The 13,911-nt window shown below is 58.4% G+C and carries 13 protein-coding genes; 2 read left to right on the forward strand and 11 right to left on the reverse strand.

Going from position 1 to position 13,911, the window contains the following annotated elements; all coding sequences use genetic code 11:
• Nucleotides 1-29: 29 nt before the first annotated feature.
• From ACR1XY_RS10275 to mdh, 10 genes are all read right to left on the reverse strand, one after another.
• Nucleotides 30-299 (reverse strand): hypothetical protein, encoded by a 270-nt coding sequence (locus ACR1XY_RS10275; RefSeq protein WP_170327189.1) that lies wholly within the window; start codon nucleotides 297-299, stop codon nucleotides 30-32.
• A 2-nt stretch (nucleotides 300-301) separates the two neighbouring features.
• On the reverse strand, nucleotides 302-1,813 hold the full coding sequence (odhB, locus tag ACR1XY_RS10280) for a 2-oxoglutarate dehydrogenase complex dihydrolipoyllysine-residue succinyltransferase (protein ID WP_480592815.1): 1,512 nt from the start codon (nucleotides 1,811-1,813) through the stop codon (nucleotides 302-304).
• 3 nt (nucleotides 1,814-1,816) lie between these two features.
• Nucleotides 1,817-4,774, reverse strand: coding sequence for a 2-oxoglutarate dehydrogenase E1 component (locus tag ACR1XY_RS10285; protein ID WP_480592816.1), 2,958 nt, complete (start codon nucleotides 4,772-4,774; stop codon nucleotides 1,817-1,819).
• Nucleotides 4,771-5,313 (reverse strand): DUF805 domain-containing protein, encoded by a 543-nt coding sequence (locus ACR1XY_RS10290; RefSeq protein ID WP_480592818.1) that lies wholly within the window; start codon nucleotides 5,311-5,313, stop codon nucleotides 4,771-4,773. Before ACR1XY_RS10290 ends, ACR1XY_RS10285 begins: the two co-directional genes overlap by 4 nt.
• Nucleotides 5,310-6,077, reverse strand: a complete 768-nt coding sequence (locus tag ACR1XY_RS10295) for a hypothetical protein (protein WP_480592820.1) — start codon at nucleotides 6,075-6,077, stop codon at nucleotides 5,310-5,312. Before ACR1XY_RS10295 ends, ACR1XY_RS10290 begins: the two co-directional genes overlap by 4 nt.
• Nucleotides 6,078-6,145: 68 nt before the next feature.
• Nucleotides 6,146-7,027 (reverse strand): succinate--CoA ligase subunit alpha, encoded by an 882-nt coding sequence (sucD, locus tag ACR1XY_RS10300; RefSeq protein ID WP_010443702.1) that lies wholly within the window; start codon nucleotides 7,025-7,027, stop codon nucleotides 6,146-6,148.
• Between the two features lie 57 nt (nucleotides 7,028-7,084).
• The gene (locus ACR1XY_RS10305; RefSeq protein WP_480592822.1) at nucleotides 7,085-7,720 is read right to left on the reverse strand and encodes a hypothetical protein; all 636 of its coding nucleotides are present in this window, start codon (nucleotides 7,718-7,720) and stop codon (nucleotides 7,085-7,087) included.
• A gap of 6 nt (nucleotides 7,721-7,726) precedes the next feature.
• Nucleotides 7,727-8,920, reverse strand: a complete 1,194-nt coding sequence (gene sucC, locus ACR1XY_RS10310; RefSeq protein ID WP_480592824.1) for an ADP-forming succinate--CoA ligase subunit beta — start codon at nucleotides 8,918-8,920, stop codon at nucleotides 7,727-7,729.
• A 193-nt stretch (nucleotides 8,921-9,113) separates the two neighbouring features.
• Nucleotides 9,114-10,631, reverse strand: a complete 1,518-nt coding sequence (locus ACR1XY_RS10315) for a hypothetical protein (RefSeq protein WP_480592825.1) — start codon at nucleotides 10,629-10,631, stop codon at nucleotides 9,114-9,116.
• A 75-nt stretch (nucleotides 10,632-10,706) separates the two neighbouring features.
• On the reverse strand, nucleotides 10,707-11,669 hold the full coding sequence (gene mdh, locus ACR1XY_RS10320; protein ID WP_480592827.1) for a malate dehydrogenase: 963 nt from the start codon (nucleotides 11,667-11,669) through the stop codon (nucleotides 10,707-10,709).
• Between the two features lie 161 nt (nucleotides 11,670-11,830).
• Between mdh and ACR1XY_RS10325 the strand changes: the two genes are divergently transcribed.
• On the forward strand, nucleotides 11,831-12,586 hold the full coding sequence (locus ACR1XY_RS10325; RefSeq protein WP_480592829.1) for a sulfite exporter TauE/SafE family protein: 756 nt from the start codon (nucleotides 11,831-11,833) through the stop codon (nucleotides 12,584-12,586).
• On the opposite strand, the gene ACR1XY_RS10330 is transcribed toward ACR1XY_RS10325, so the two are convergent.
• Nucleotides 12,583-12,882, reverse strand: a complete 300-nt coding sequence (locus ACR1XY_RS10330) for a hypothetical protein (protein WP_480592831.1) — start codon at nucleotides 12,880-12,882, stop codon at nucleotides 12,583-12,585. The genes ACR1XY_RS10325 and ACR1XY_RS10330 overlap by 4 nt on opposite strands.
• Before the next feature lie 169 nt (nucleotides 12,883-13,051).
• On the opposite strand from ACR1XY_RS10330, the gene ACR1XY_RS10335 reads away from it, so the two are divergent.
• Nucleotides 13,052-13,909, forward strand: a complete 858-nt coding sequence (locus tag ACR1XY_RS10335; protein ID WP_480592833.1) for an HpcH/HpaI aldolase/citrate lyase family protein — start codon at nucleotides 13,052-13,054, stop codon at nucleotides 13,907-13,909.
• Nucleotides 13,910-13,911 lie beyond the last annotated feature (2 nt).

Consider the following 13,911-nt stretch of genomic DNA (forward strand, 5'->3'; position numbering starts at 1 on the left):
CAGCATGGCCGGTTCATGCGGTGTTTTCTTCAAACCGGTTCCAGCAGCTTGATCGTGATATGTGCAATGCCGCCCCGTTCGTGGTGCATCGCCAGCTCTTCCGAACCGAAAAAGGCACGGGCCTTGTCCAGGTTCGTGACCTCGAACATGGCGATGGCATGGTCGCGTTGGTCCGGGTCGCGCCAGACGTGCAGGTCGCGAATACCCGCGGCCTTGCGCATAGGTTTGTCTTCGCGGAACACTTTCAACCAGGCATCGAAATCGGCCACATCGGCCTGCCACAATACATGAGTTGCCATAATTACAGATCCATCAGCAGGCGGCGCGGATCTTCCAGCGCCTCTTTTACACGTACAAGGAAGGTCACGGCGCCTTTGCCGTCAACGATCCGGTGATCGTAGGACAGAGCCAGATACATCATCGGGCGGATCTTGATCTCACCGTTGATGACCATCGGACGGTCCTGGATCTTGTGCATGCCCAGAATACCCGACTGCGGGGGGTTCAGGATCGGCGACGACATCAGAGAGCCGTAGACACCACCGTTCGAGATGGTGAAGGTGCCGCCCTGCATTTCGGCCATCGAAAGCTTACCGTCACGGGCGCGCTTGCCCTTTTCGGCGATGGCTTTTTCGATCGCGGCAAAGGACATGCTGTCGGCGTCACGGATGACTGGAACAACCAGACCTTGAGGCGTACCGGCGGCAACCCCCATGTGCACGAAGTTCTTGTAAACGATGTCGGTGCCATCGATCTCGGCATTCACCTCGGGCACTTCCTTCAGAGCATGGCAGCAGGCCTTGGTGAAGAAAGACATAAAGCCCAGACGCACGCCGTGCTTCTTCTCGAACTGGTCCTTGTACTGGTTGCGCAGAGCCATCACCTCGGTCATGTCCACCTCGTTGAAGGTGGTCAGGATCGCAGCGGTGTTTTGCGCGTCCTTCAGGCGCTTTGCGATGGTCTGGCGCAGGCGAGTCATGCGCACGCGTTCCTCGCGAGATGCATCCTCGGCCGCTACTGGCGCGCGTGGTGCAGGCGCAGGGGCCGGAGCCGCAGCAGGAGCCGGTGCGGCTGCGGTTGCCACGGCGCGGGCTACGTCCTCTTTCATAATGCGGCCATCGCGACCGGTGCCGGAGACCTGATCAGGGGATAGACCGGCTTCGGCCATCGCTTTTTCGGCCGAGGGCGCATTGGCCACGTCCATGCCCGTGGCCACCGTCGCTGGGGCGGCGGCAGCGGCTGGAACAGCGGCAGGGGCTGCAACGGTACCTTCACCCGAGATCACCGCCAGCTTGGCCGACGCGTCCACGGTGGTGCCTTCGGGGGCCGCGATTTCCGCCAGAACGCCAGCGGTCGGGGAAGGGACCTCGACCGAGACCTTGTCGGTTTCCAACTCACACAGCATTTCGTCCTGCGCGACGGCATCGCCAACCTGTTTGAACCAGGTGGATACGGTGGCCTCGGTAACCGACTCGCCCAAGGTGGGAACCATGACGTCGACGCGGCCTGCACCAGCGGCCGGGGCGGCCTCGGCTGCGGGGGTCGCAGCTGGTGCAGGGGCCGGGGCGGCGCCTTCACCTGCAGCGATTGTTGCTAGCAGGGCATCGACGCCAACGGTTTCACCCTCGGCAGCTACGATCTCGCCCATCACACCCGCCGTGGGCGAAGGCACTTCGACGGTCACCTTGTCGGTTTCAAGCTCACAGAGCATCTCATCCACGGCTACGGCATCACCGGGTTTCTTGAACCACGTCGCAACCGTGGCTTCGGTGACGGATTCGCCAAGCGTGGGAACACGAACTTCAATGGTCATCGTTTACTTTCCTTCGATGCTCAGCGCTTCGTTCACGAGCGCCTCTTGTTGGGCTTTGTGTTGGCTGGCCAGACCCGTGGCGGGCGAGGCCGAAGTTGCGCGACCGACATAGCGGGGCCGGGTATGTTTGGCCTTAATACGGGTCAGAACCCATTCGATATTGGGTTCGATAAATGTCCAGGCACCTTGGTTCTTGGGTTCTTCCTGACACCAGATGATCTCGGCCCCCTTGAAGCGCTCAAGCTCGTTAATCAGCGAATGCGCCGGGAACGGGTAGTACTGTTCGATCCGCATCAGGTAGACATCGTCAATGCCGCGTGCGTCACGTTCTTCCAGCAGGTCGTAATAGACCTTGCCGGAACACATCACGACACGTTTGATCTTGTTGTCCTTGACCAGCTTAGTCTCGGAGTTGCCCTGCTGCGCATCGTCCCACAGCACCCGGTGGAAGCTGGAGCCGGTGGTGAACTCTTCGGCGGTGCTGACCGCCAGCTTGTGACGCAGCAGCGACTTCGGCGTCACCAGGATCAACGGCTTGCGGAAGGTCCGGTGCAACTGCCGGCGCAGGATGTGGAAATAGTTCGCGGGCGTAGTACAGTTCGCCACGATCCAGTTGTCCTGACCGCACATTTGCAGGAAACGTTCCAGACGCGCCGAACTATGCTCGGGGCCCTGCCCTTCGAAACCGTGCGGCAGCAGAGTCACTAGGCCGGACATCCGCAGCCATTTGCTTTCGCCCGAGCTGATGAACTGGTCGAACATGATCTGCGCGCCGTTGGCGAAATCACCAAACTGTGCTTCCCACAGGGTCAGCGCGTTGGGTTCTGCCAGCGAATAGCCGTATTCGAAGCCCAGAACCGCGTATTCCGACAGCATCGAGTCGATCACGTCGTATTTCGACTGACCGGCACGGATGTTGTTCAGCGGGTAATACCGCTCTTCGTTTTCCTGGTGCACAAAGCCCGAGTGGCGTTGGCTGAACGTGCCGCGTGTCGCGTCCTGACCGGACAGGCGAACCGGGAAGCCTTCGGTCAGCAAAGAGCCAAAGGCCAGCGCTTCACCGGTCGCCCAGTCAAAGCCCTTTCCGTTGTCGAACATCTGTTTCTTGTGATCCAGCAGACGACCCACAGTCTTGTGCAAGGCAACGTCCTCAGGCGCGTGCGTCAGAGCCTTGCCGATCTCGGCCAGAGTGTCAGGCGTGATCGCGGTTTCGCCGCGCACGTATTCTTCTTTGTTCTTGTCCAGATGCGACCAGCGCCCGTCCAGCCAGTCGGCCTTGTTGGGCTTGTAGTCCTTGCCGGCCTCGAACTCATCGTTCAGATGCGCCTGGAAGGCGGCTTTCATGTCCTCGATCTCACCTTCCGGAATCAGGCCATCCTTGACCAGGCGTTCGGTGTACAGAGACAACGTAGTCTTATGTGTCTTGATCTTCTTGTACATGATCGGGTTGGTGAACATGGGCTCGTCGCCCTCGTTGTGACCAAACCGGCGATAGCAGAAGATGTCGATGACCACGTCCTTGTGGAACTTCTGACGGAACTCGGTCGCTACCTTGGCGGCGTGGACCACGGCCTCGGGGTCGTCGCCGTTCACGTGGAAGATCGGCGCCTCGACCATCAGCGCTATATCTGTGGGATATGGGCTGGAGCGCGAGAAGTGCGGCGCGGTGGTGAAGCCGATCTGGTTGTTGACCACGATATGCATGGTGCCGCCGGTCTTGTGACCGCGCAAACCCGACAGGCCGAAGCCTTCGGCCACAACACCTTGGCCGGCAAAGGCCGCGTCGCCATGCAGCAGGATGCCCATCACCGCGGTACGGTCAGTGTCGTTTAACTGATCCTGCTTGGCGCGGACCTTGCCCAGAACCACCGGGTTCACCGCCTCAAGGTGCGAGGGGTTCGCAGTCAGAGATAGGTGCACGCTATTGCCGTCGAATTCGCGGTCGCTGGACGCGCCAAGGTGGTATTTTACGTCGCCCGACCCGTCCACATCCTCGGGCTTGAAGCTGCCGCCCTGGAATTCGTTGAAGATCGCGCGATAGGGCTTGCTCATCACGTTGGCCAGGATATTCAGACGGCCCCGGTGCGGCATCCCGATGACGATATCCTTGATCCCCAGGGCGCCACCGCGCTTGATGATCTGCTCCATCGCGGGGATCAGCGCCTCACCGCCGTCCAGACCGAACCGCTTGGTGCCCATATATTTGACGTGCAGGAACTTCTCGAAACCTTCGGCCTCGACCATCTTGTTCAGGATCGCCTTGCGGCCTTCCTTGGTGAAGGCGATTTCCTTGCCATAGCCTTCGATCCGCTCTTTCAGCCATGCGGCCTGTTCGGGATCCGAGATATGCATGTATTGCAGCGCAAACGTGCCGCAATAGGTCCGCTTCACGATCTCGACGATCTGGCGCATACTGGCCATCTGTAAGCCCAGCACGTTGTCGATAAAGATCGGCCGGTCCATGTCGGCTTCGGTAAAGCCATAGGTCTTGGGGTCCAGCTCGGGGTGTGTACTGGCGGCGCGCATCCCCAGCGGGTCCAGATTGGCGGCCAGGTGGCCCCGGATCCGATAGGCCCGGATCAGCATCAGCGCCCGCAGACTGTCCAGCACGGCGCGCTTGATCTGGTCCTCGCTGACCTCGACGCCTTTATCCGCGGCCTTGTCTTTGATCTTTTTGCCCGCCGCTTTGGCGTCAATCTCGGCCCATTCGCCGGTCAGCGCACCGGTCAGATCATCTGCTGGCATCGGTGGCCAGTCGGTTCGCGCCCAGGATGGCCCTTCGGCCTCGCGCTGAACATCCGGTGACGCATCCCCCATGGCCTTAAAGAACTCGGCCCAGGCGGCATCCACCGCGCCGGGGTTCTTGGTGTACTGGGCATAAAGCTGCTCCAGATACTCGGCATTGTGCCCCTGCATAAAGCTCGAGGCGTGAAACGCGGAATTGGGCGTATGTTCGGTCATTGGGCTACCTCATATGGGTTGGGACCGTATTGGTTGGTGCCTGGTTGAGACGGGCGGGTCAGCCACCACAGAACCAGGAGGGGCGACACAAACAGAATCAGCAGTGTCGGAAGAACGACCAGCAAAGTGGCGCGGGTGAACAGGATGTCCAGGTTGCCGCCATGCTGGAAGCTGGACGCAAGGCCGATGCCAAAGATCAGAACACCAGCGGCCCCGACGATCAGCAGGATCGGCAACAGAGCGTAAAGCCCGCTGCGCCCGGTATCATGCATCCGCCGCCACGCGGCGGCCAGATGCGGGAAAAAGACGACCAGGCCGACGATGCTCTGCACGGGCGCAGAGGACGTGGCGGTGACTTGTTTGACTTCATCGGTCTGCGTCGTGGCGACCTGAGTGAAGAACTGCCAGTCGATGATCCCGGCGATAATGTTCCAGATCACGATGAACAGGAAAAAGAACCAGTATTCGGGCCGCGAGGCGCGACCCGAGAAGGTGAAGAACTTGGAGAAGCAGGTGCGGATGGCGTCAGAGAAGGTCATGGCTTGGCTTCCTCATTTCGCCGAGAGATTTCTAATGCCAATGCCGCATTGGGTTTTCTCGAATATTGCTCTTCGAATTCGGAACGTTCAAACCAAAAAAACTGCACTCTCGCAGGCCCCATGCCTACTTGAGGTTCCAGAATCGGGCGATCAACAAAAACGCCCAGCTTCACAAGAACACTAGCAGCACCAGAAAGCGGTTTGTGTAGCTCGTCTCCAATCGTCGTCGCACTCACAGTTCGAGCCGGACCAAGAGATACTTTGTGCTCGTCACCCGGGTATTGATAAACTGCATCAGAAACCAATGTTGCATCTTGCAAAGAAGAACTAAAGAAGCGGCATCCAAGGTCTTCGCCAAGTTTTCTATTCCCGCCCTTGTCATGGATCATCAAAAACGCGCGGGTGTCTCCATCCCACCAGAACGCATCATAGACACCGCGCTGTGAGACATCGGATATGGTGTCCAGATGCTCAATCATGTCGGGAATAATGCCAGTTTCTGTATCCAGACCGAAAAAGTTGTATCTCTCATCAATTAGGGCACGGAAGAGTCCGCCATCGGCCAAAAGCGAAGCAAGTGCTTCGGGATAGGGCGCACGGAACTTTTTCCATCCGCGTTCGGTGAATTCTTGAGCAATCGACGCGCGACTCTTAGACGACCAAGTACAGAGGTCAATTATGTCCTGTGTTGGCTTTGTGAACTCAGGGGATGCGCTTGCAACACCTGCACACATCGAAAGCAGGCCGCCAAATACAAGGGCCAAGACATGCTTAAAGCGAGGAGATTTCTCTCCCCGCCTCGTGTAGCGTATGCCTTGGTGCGCCATCGCGCTTACCCAATCGCTTCCAGCACAGCCTCACCCAGCTGCGCCGGGCTTTCGGCCACGACGATACCAGCTGAGCGCATGGCTTCGATCTTGTCTTCGGCACCGCCCTTGCCGCCGGCGACAATCGCGCCTGCGTGGCCCATGCGGCGGCCCGGAGGGGCCGTGCGGCCTGCAATGAAACCGGCGGTCGGCTTTTTGCGGCCCTTCTTGGCCTCATCCGCCAGGAACTGCGCGGCTTCTTCCTCGGCCGAGCCACCGATCTCACCGATCATGATGATCGACTCGGTCTCGTCATCGGCCAGGAACCATTCCAGCACGTCGATATGCTCGGTGCCTTTGATCGGGTCGCCGCCGATGCCCACACAGGTGGACTGGCCCAGACCCACATCGGTGGTCTGTTTGACGGCCTCATAGGTCAGGGTGCCCGAACGTGACACAACACCGACCGAGCCGCGCTTGTGGATGTGGCCGGGCATGATGCCGATCTTGCAGGCATCAGGCGTGATGACGCCGGGGCAGTTGGGGCCGATCAGGCGCGAGTTTGAGCCTTCCAGCGCGCGTTTCACCTTCATCATGTCCAGAACCGGGATGCCTTCGGTGATGCAGACGATCACTTCCATCTCGGCATCAATCGCTTCGAGGATCGAGTCGGCCGCAAACGGCGGCGGCACATAGATCACCGAGGCATTGGCTTCGGTCACATGCTTGGCCTCGTGAACCGAGTTGAACACGGGCAGGTCGAGATGGGTCATCCCGCCTTTGCCGGGGGTCACGCCGCCGACCATCTTGGTGCCATAGGCGATGGCCTGTTCCGAGTGGAATGTGCCCTGCGAGCCGGTAAAGCCCTGACAGATCACTTTGGTGTTTTCGTCGATGAGGACTGCCATTTGGCGTTCTCCTGTTGTTGAGCCGAAGGTCTCACCTTTGGCATTAGATTTTGAGCTTCACAGGCTGGTGAATCTGACTCTCGTGCCCGAAATATAGTGTGTGACGGTATGGTAGGTCCGTTTGGTTGTGCCGCCGGCTTCCATGATTTCCACTTTGAAATTCACGCCGTCACGCCGGTAAGTACCTGTGTACGCAACAGTTTTAGTCCCCACTGATGTGGTTCCTGTCGCCCGGCTGATGGGTTTGACAGTTTGAAATCCGTTGGCGGTGAGTTCCTTTCCAAGTTCAACGGCAAACTCATCCGCCCATGTTCCACTGAAGTCTGCTGAGCAACTGTATCTGTTGAATACAGTCCCCTTGGGAACATCTTCTAAACCACCACCATTTAGGACGCTTGGGTCCGTTTGAATCCTGAATCTGGCTTTTCCGTAGTGATTGAAATCATCCCAGCCAGGCAGATCAATGGACAAGCCAATTTTATGGTGTTGAGTTACGTCCTTTGCCTCAACGAATGTAACTGGCTTGCGGAGGCATAGATCGCGCATCGTAAGAAACACTTGCTGTGCTTCGAGTTGTCGTGCGGCAGGGTTGTCCAATAGCGACTTGGATACTTCTCCACCGGTGCTGTCCTCGCAGGCCGATAGGCCCACGAGGCAAGCACCAATTGTCAGAAAACGTGCGAAAATGCCCATCAGGACTTAACCCTTAACCGCCTTCACGATCTTCTCGGCACCGTCTTTCAGGTTGTCCGCCGCGATCACGTCCAGGCCAGAGGTGTTGATGATCTCTTTGCCTTTCTCGACATTCGTGCCTTCCAGACGCACGACCAGCGGAACTTGCAGGCCGACCTCTTTCACGGCAGCGACAACGCCCTCGGCGATGACGTCACAGCGCATGATGCCGCCGAAGATGTTGACCAGAATGCCTTTGACCTGCGGGTCCGAGGTGATGATCTTGAACGCCTCGGTCACTTTCTCTTTGGTGGCACCGCCGCCCACGTCGAGGAAGTTGGCAGGCTCGGCACCGTACAGCTTGATGATGTCCATGGTGGCCATCGCCAGACCGGCACCGTTCACCATGCACCCGATCTCACCATCCAGCGCGATGTAGTTCAGGTCGTATTTCGAGGCTTCCAGTTCCTTGGGATCTTCCTCGGTCGTGTCGCGAAGCTCGGCGATGTCGGGGTGGCGGTAGACCGCGTTGCCGTCAAAGCCGACCTTGGCGTCAAGCACTTTCAGATCGCCCTTGTCCGAGATGATCAGCGGGTTGATTTCCAGCATCTCCATGTCCTTCTCGACGAAGGCGTTATAGAGTTGACCCATCAGCTTGACGCATTGCTTGACCTGCACGCCTTCCAGACCCAGCGAGAAGGCGATGCGACGGCCGTGATAGGGCTGATAGCCGGTGGCAGGGTCGACCGAGAAGGACAGGATTTTCTCGGGCGTGGCGGCCGCCACCTCTTCGATGTCCATGCCGCCTTCGGTGGAACAGACGAACGAGATGCGGCTGGTCTGGCGATCCACCAGCAGAGCCAGATACAGTTCGCGTTCAATGCCGGAACCGGCCTCGATATAGATGCGGTTGACCTGCTTGCCTGCCGGGCCAGTCTGGTGGGTGACCAGTGTACGGCCCAGCATCTTCTTGGCTTCTTCGGCGGCTTCTTCTACCGACTTGGTCAGACGGACACCGCCCTTTTCACCGGCGTCGGCCTCTTTGAAAGAACCCTTGCCGCGGCCACCCGCGTGGATCTGTGCTTTGACAACCCACAGGGGGCCATCCAGTTCACCGGCTGCGGTTTTGGCTTCCTCGGCGCGCAGTACCGCGCGACCCTCGGAGACCGGAGCGCCATAGCTGCGAAGAAGAGCTTTGGCCTGATATTCGTGAATGTTCATCGAAACTGTCCCGTCTGACTACGATTACACCGTTATAGAGGTGCCTAGGGGGCATCTATAAAGGGTTTTTTTATGCCAAAGCGGTTTTTAGTGGAGATTTTTCACTTTTGTGATCACAGGTTTTTGGGGTGTGATCACAAAACTTTTTTATCGATTCGAATCTAATTGACGAAATCCCGGGGCGGGCAGCGCGTCAGTTGAAATAAAGCGCGAAACTTCCGGCGTTACCTTGTGTCATCCGCTGGAAAGCCAGCCAGTTTGCATTGGTTATCTTGGGGCCCTTGGCGGCATAAGGTATGGCGGCCCGTCCGTGAAGCCAGGATAGTAGATCAATCGGTGCAGGATCGTCGAACCAGGCCGAGACGTCTATCCCGTACTCTGCGGGCAAGAACGGATGCGGGGCCAGAAGGCGGCCTTCCAAAACGGCCTGCGCGTCGTCCAGAACGCTCTTCCAGGCCCGAATCGTTTGGTCGTCCAGTGTTATGCCCAATGCACTTTTTTGGTTCGGGTTCGCAATCCACTCGCGGTCATTATCCGTTTCACGCGCCAACGCATCCCAGAATATGCGGTTTTGCGCCAGCATGTTCAGCCAGTGATCCCTCGCGCGTGCAATTCTTACGGGGTCGGGTTCGGAGTCCAGTGCTTTGATCAACGCGTAAACTGCGTTGCGTGTTTCGTCCGGTATTGAATCGCGAACTATACGATTCATCTGCCGTTCTATGTTGTGGAAGCTGAGTTCATTGGAGTCATCGGCAAATACTTCCGCTGGAAGCTTGCTCTCATGCGCTCGGATCTCTCGGCGTATCAGTCCATGTTGTCGCATGGCTCTTTGGCTCGCATCAAAAACAATGCTGGTTTGCTCCGATACGTCTTCCCGCTGCAGTTCCAATTCGGTCCGCTCTTCTCCTTCGGGCAGCGCTCTGATTTGCTCATCCAATTCACGCTGCCGCTCGCGCAACTGTTCAAGCGCTTCCCTCTGTTGAACCTGGAGTGTCCGCAGATCATTCCGTTCAACTTCCAATGCCGCGATCTTTAGAACGATCGCATCAACAACATAGGTGTTGGGAATTGTTGGCGCATCCGCCAACATGGCCTCGGCAAATAGCAAGTCGGCAAAAATGGGTGAAGGGTCAAAGGCCAGAATGCCCTCGGCCACGCCCGACAGCATGTAGGTATACGCCGTCAGCCATGCATGATCGGCCCCGTCGAAGCGTACGGTGATGGGCGCGACGGCCTCACCTTTGTCGGGACGCGCAGTGCGGGGCACAGCAAATTGAACCAACAGGTTCGAAACATTCTCACTTTCGTCCAAAACTCCATTGCGGTTGATGTCGAGCCACAGATCGGTCACCACTAGCTCGAACGGTTTCGCTGTCTCGGGGTTCGTATGCGCCAGTGTCCCTCGGGCCAAATCGAGGTTGGCGGCGAAGGCCTGAGTCATCTCGGCAAAGGTTGACGGCGTACGGCTTTCCGGCTCGGGGTTGGCGAGTCCGCCGCGTCCCATTCCAAAAACCCGGCCAAACCCACGACCTATCCCATATTGGTATTGGGTCTGCAGCAGAACTTCCACTGCGCGCAGCGTCTCAAGCGTTCCGCGCTCGAACGACCCTTCGTGGGCTGTTTCCAGACGTTGCGTCAATGTCGGTAGGGTCGTTTGGGCGGCAGTGCCAGTGGCGATGCCCAACAGGGCGATCAAAAGCAGGTTCTTCATAAGTATATGGCCTGTAATAGAAAAACGCGCCGAGTTGCCCCGACGCGTTTAACCTTACGATCAATGCGTGTATCGTCAAGCCAGCGAGCTGTCGATGCCCTTGCACGCTTCGATCAGGCCCTTCACGGCGTTGACCGAGTTGTCGAAACCGGCCTGCTCTTCTTCGTTCAGCTTGATGTCGACGACACGCTCGATGCCGCCCGCGCCGATCACGGTGGGCACGCCCACATACATGCCTTCAACGCCCAGTTCGCCGTTGCAATAGGCGGCGCAGGGCAGAACGCGCTTCTGGTCTTTCAGATAGGCTTCGGCCATTTCGATTGCCGAAGTTGCAGGCGCATAGAAGGCCGAACCGGTTTTCAGCAGGCCGACGATCTCGGCGCCGCCGTCACGGGTGCGCTGCACGATCGCGTCCAGCTTTTCTTGTGTTGTCCAGCCCATCTCGACCAGATCGGGCAGCGGGATACCTGCAACGGTCGAGTAACGAACCGACGGCACCATGGTGTCGCCGTGGCCGCCCAAAACGAATGCGGTCACGTCGCGCATCGACACGTTGAATTCTTCCGACAGGAAATGAGCGAAACGGCCCGAGTCCAGAACGCCAGCCATACCGCAGACCTTGTTGTGCGGCAGGCCCGAGAATTCGCGCAGAGCCCAGACCATCGCGTCCAGCGGGTTGGTGATGCAGATGACAAACGCGTCAGGCGCGTTGGCGGCGATGCCTTCACCGACCGATTTCATGACCTTCAGGTTGATGCCCAGCAGGTCGTCGCGGCTCATGCCCGGCTTGCGCGGCACACCGGCGGTCACGATGCAGACGTCTGCGCCTGCGATGTCTTCGTAGGACTGGGTGCCTTTCAATTTGGCGTCGAACCCTTCCGAAGGACCGGACTCAGCGATGTCCAGCGCTTTGCCTTCCGGGATGCCTTCGGCGATGTCGAACAGGACGACGTCACCAAGTTCCTTCATTGCTGCGAGGTGGGCGAGCGTGCCGCCGATCTGACCTGCGCCGATCAGCGCGATCTTGGGTCTGGCCATTTGGAATATCTCCGGTCGGTTTTGAAATCGCGGTTGTGCTAGTCGGTAAATGGTTTTCGCGCAAGGGTTATGCTGCGTGGCATACAACCGCATACTGTTTGCACTGTACTTGGTGATTGCGCTAAACGGCCTGTTAGACAAGCCTATTTACGGGATGCCGCATGTTCGAATTGAACCTGATGTTTTTTGCTGTGGCAATCCCGGCGGTGATCTTTGCCGGTATCTCGAAGGGTGGGTTCGGCTCGGGCGTGGCCTTTGCGTCGTCGTCGATTCTGGCCCTGATCCTCACGCCCGGGCAGGCGTTGGCGCTGATGTTGCCGATACTGATGGTGATCGATGTGACCACTCTGGGGCCGTACTGGAAGCGTTGGAGCTGGCCGGATTCACGGCTGCTGATATTGGGTGCCGTACCGGGTGTCGCACTGGGTGCATGGCTTTATCGTGCAACAAATGACGACCTGCTGCGCCTGCTGATTGGCGGGATTTCGGTCGGTTTCGTGATCTGGCACATGGCGCAGAGCAAAGGTCTGATCCGCGGTTTTGCCAATCGCCTGCCTGCCCCCGCTGGGTTGTTCGCGGGTCTGGTCGCGGGCTTCACCAGTTTTGTCAGTCACGCAGGCGGTCCGCCAGCCGCCGTCTATCTGCTGTCTCAGCGCCTGTCGAAAACCGAGTTCCAGGCCTCGACCGTATTGGTCTTTTGGGTCATCAACGGCGCGAAGTTCATCCCCTACGCCTATTTGGGCCTGTTTACCTGGCACACGGCGTTGGCGGATCTTCTGCTGACCCCATTTGCAATCCTAGGTGCGTGGCTGGGCGTCCGGGCTCATTTCATGCTGTCCGAGCGCCTGTTCTTTGGCATAGCGTATGTACTGCTGACCATTACCGGCAGCAAACTGATCTGGGACGCGCTGACCTAGACGTTGGGGGGCAGCGCCTCGGCCATCTGCTCATAGGCTTGGCCGGTCGCGATCAGGCAAGTCATTCCATCCGGCAGTGTCACCGTTATGGTCCAGCTTCCGGTCTGATCCGAGGCATAGACCTCCATCATCGCACCCTGCCGTGCAATGCCGATGCCGCGGCGTGTCTCGCCATAGGCCCCGACCAGCCGTTTCACCACGTCTTCGCGCGGGGCGCAGGTGCGGGCCTGTACCTGTTGCGCGGCCAGAACCATGAGCCCAAGGCCCATCGTCATATTGAAAAGCGTCTTTTTCATCTCTCACCCCTTTCGATTCCATCTGCAAACAGGGTGCGGGTGGGGTGCAGATATCTGGTTAAAACTCCGCGCGTTGCGTCACGTATGCTGCGTTGCGGCAATTTTCCTCTTGAACTTTCCGGCAAAAAATGGCCCATTCCGCGCAACAATCTTTCAAAGGGAGAGGCCAATGGACCCCCGTCAGCGCCCCTATCGTTCCGTTCTGTATATTCCCGGCTCGCGTGACCGGGCGCTGGATAAGGCGCGTAACTTGCCGGTGGATGCGATCATATTTGACCTCGAAGATGCAGTTTCGGCAGATGAAAAGGCAAACGCCCGCGAAACACTCAAAACTGCCTTGGCGGCCGGGGGCTACGGCTCGCGGGTCAAGATCGTCCGCATCAACGGGTTGGACACCAAATGGGGTCGCGCCGATGCCGAAGCGGTGCGTGAGATGGATGCTGATGTGGTGCTGCTGCCAAAGGTGAATTCTGCCGCTGATGTGGAAGCGTTGGCTGCGATTACTGGCGACATGCCGATCTGGGCGATGATGGAGACTCCGCGCGGCATGCTGAACGCTGCCGAAATCGCGGCGCACCCATTGATGGCCGGGTTCGTCATGGGCACCAACGACTTGGCCAAGGAGTTGCAGACTCGTTTCCGCCCGGATCGCCTGCCGATGATGACCTCTCTGGGTCTGTGCTTGCTGGCTGCAAAGGCTGAGGGTCTGATCATTGTCGACGGTGTCTATAATGCCTTCAAGGATGGCGAGGGTCTGGCCGCCGAATGCGAACAGGGCCGTGACATGGGTTTTGACGGCAAAACCCTGATCCATCCTGCACAGGTGGATATCACCAATGCGGCCTATGCCCCGTCGGATACCGAAATCGACCTGGCCCGCCGCCAGATTGCGGCTTTTGAAGAGGTTGAGTCGCAAGGGCAGGGTGTTGCTGTCGTCGATGGCAAAATCGTTGAAAACCTGCATGTTGTAACTGCCCGCGAAATTCTGGCAAAAGCGGAGGCGATTTCAGCTTTGCAAGCGGGGTAAGC

It is taken from the genome of Ruegeria sp. AD11(2025), from assembly GCF_056542405.1.

Bases quoted from the DNA above. Each gene is read 5' to 3' on its own strand.
- odhB (WP_480592815.1), bottom strand. From the start codon at position 1,813: ATGACCATTGAAGTTCGTGTTCCCACGCTTGGCGAATCCGTCACCGAA.
- sucC (WP_480592824.1), bottom strand. From the start codon at position 8,920: ATGAACATTCACGAATATCAGGCCAAAGCTCTTCTTCGCAGCTATGGC.
- ACR1XY_RS10290 (WP_480592818.1), bottom strand. From the start codon at position 5,313: ATGACCTTCTCTGACGCCATCCGCACCTGCTTCTCCAAGTTCTTCACC.
- mdh (WP_480592827.1), bottom strand. From the start codon at position 11,669: ATGGCCAGACCCAAGATCGCGCTGATCGGCGCAGGTCAGATCGGCGGC.
- ACR1XY_RS10330 (WP_480592831.1), bottom strand. From the start codon at position 12,882: ATGAAAAAGACGCTTTTCAATATGACGATGGGCCTTGGGCTCATGGTT.
- ACR1XY_RS10305 (WP_480592822.1), bottom strand. From the start codon at position 7,720: ATGGGCATTTTCGCACGTTTTCTGACAATTGGTGCTTGCCTCGTGGGC.
- ACR1XY_RS10325 (WP_480592829.1), top strand. From the start codon at position 11,831: ATGTTCGAATTGAACCTGATGTTTTTTGCTGTGGCAATCCCGGCGGTG.
- ACR1XY_RS10275 (WP_170327189.1), bottom strand. From the start codon at position 299: ATGGCAACTCATGTATTGTGGCAGGCCGATGTGGCCGATTTCGATGCC.
- ACR1XY_RS10315 (WP_480592825.1), bottom strand. From the start codon at position 10,631: ATGAAGAACCTGCTTTTGATCGCCCTGTTGGGCATCGCCACTGGCACT.
- ACR1XY_RS10335 (WP_480592833.1), top strand. From the start codon at position 13,052: ATGGACCCCCGTCAGCGCCCCTATCGTTCCGTTCTGTATATTCCCGGC.
- sucD (WP_010443702.1), bottom strand. From the start codon at position 7,027: ATGGCAGTCCTCATCGACGAAAACACCAAAGTGATCTGTCAGGGCTTT.
- ACR1XY_RS10285 (WP_480592816.1), bottom strand. From the start codon at position 4,774: ATGACCGAACATACGCCCAATTCCGCGTTTCACGCCTCGAGCTTTATG.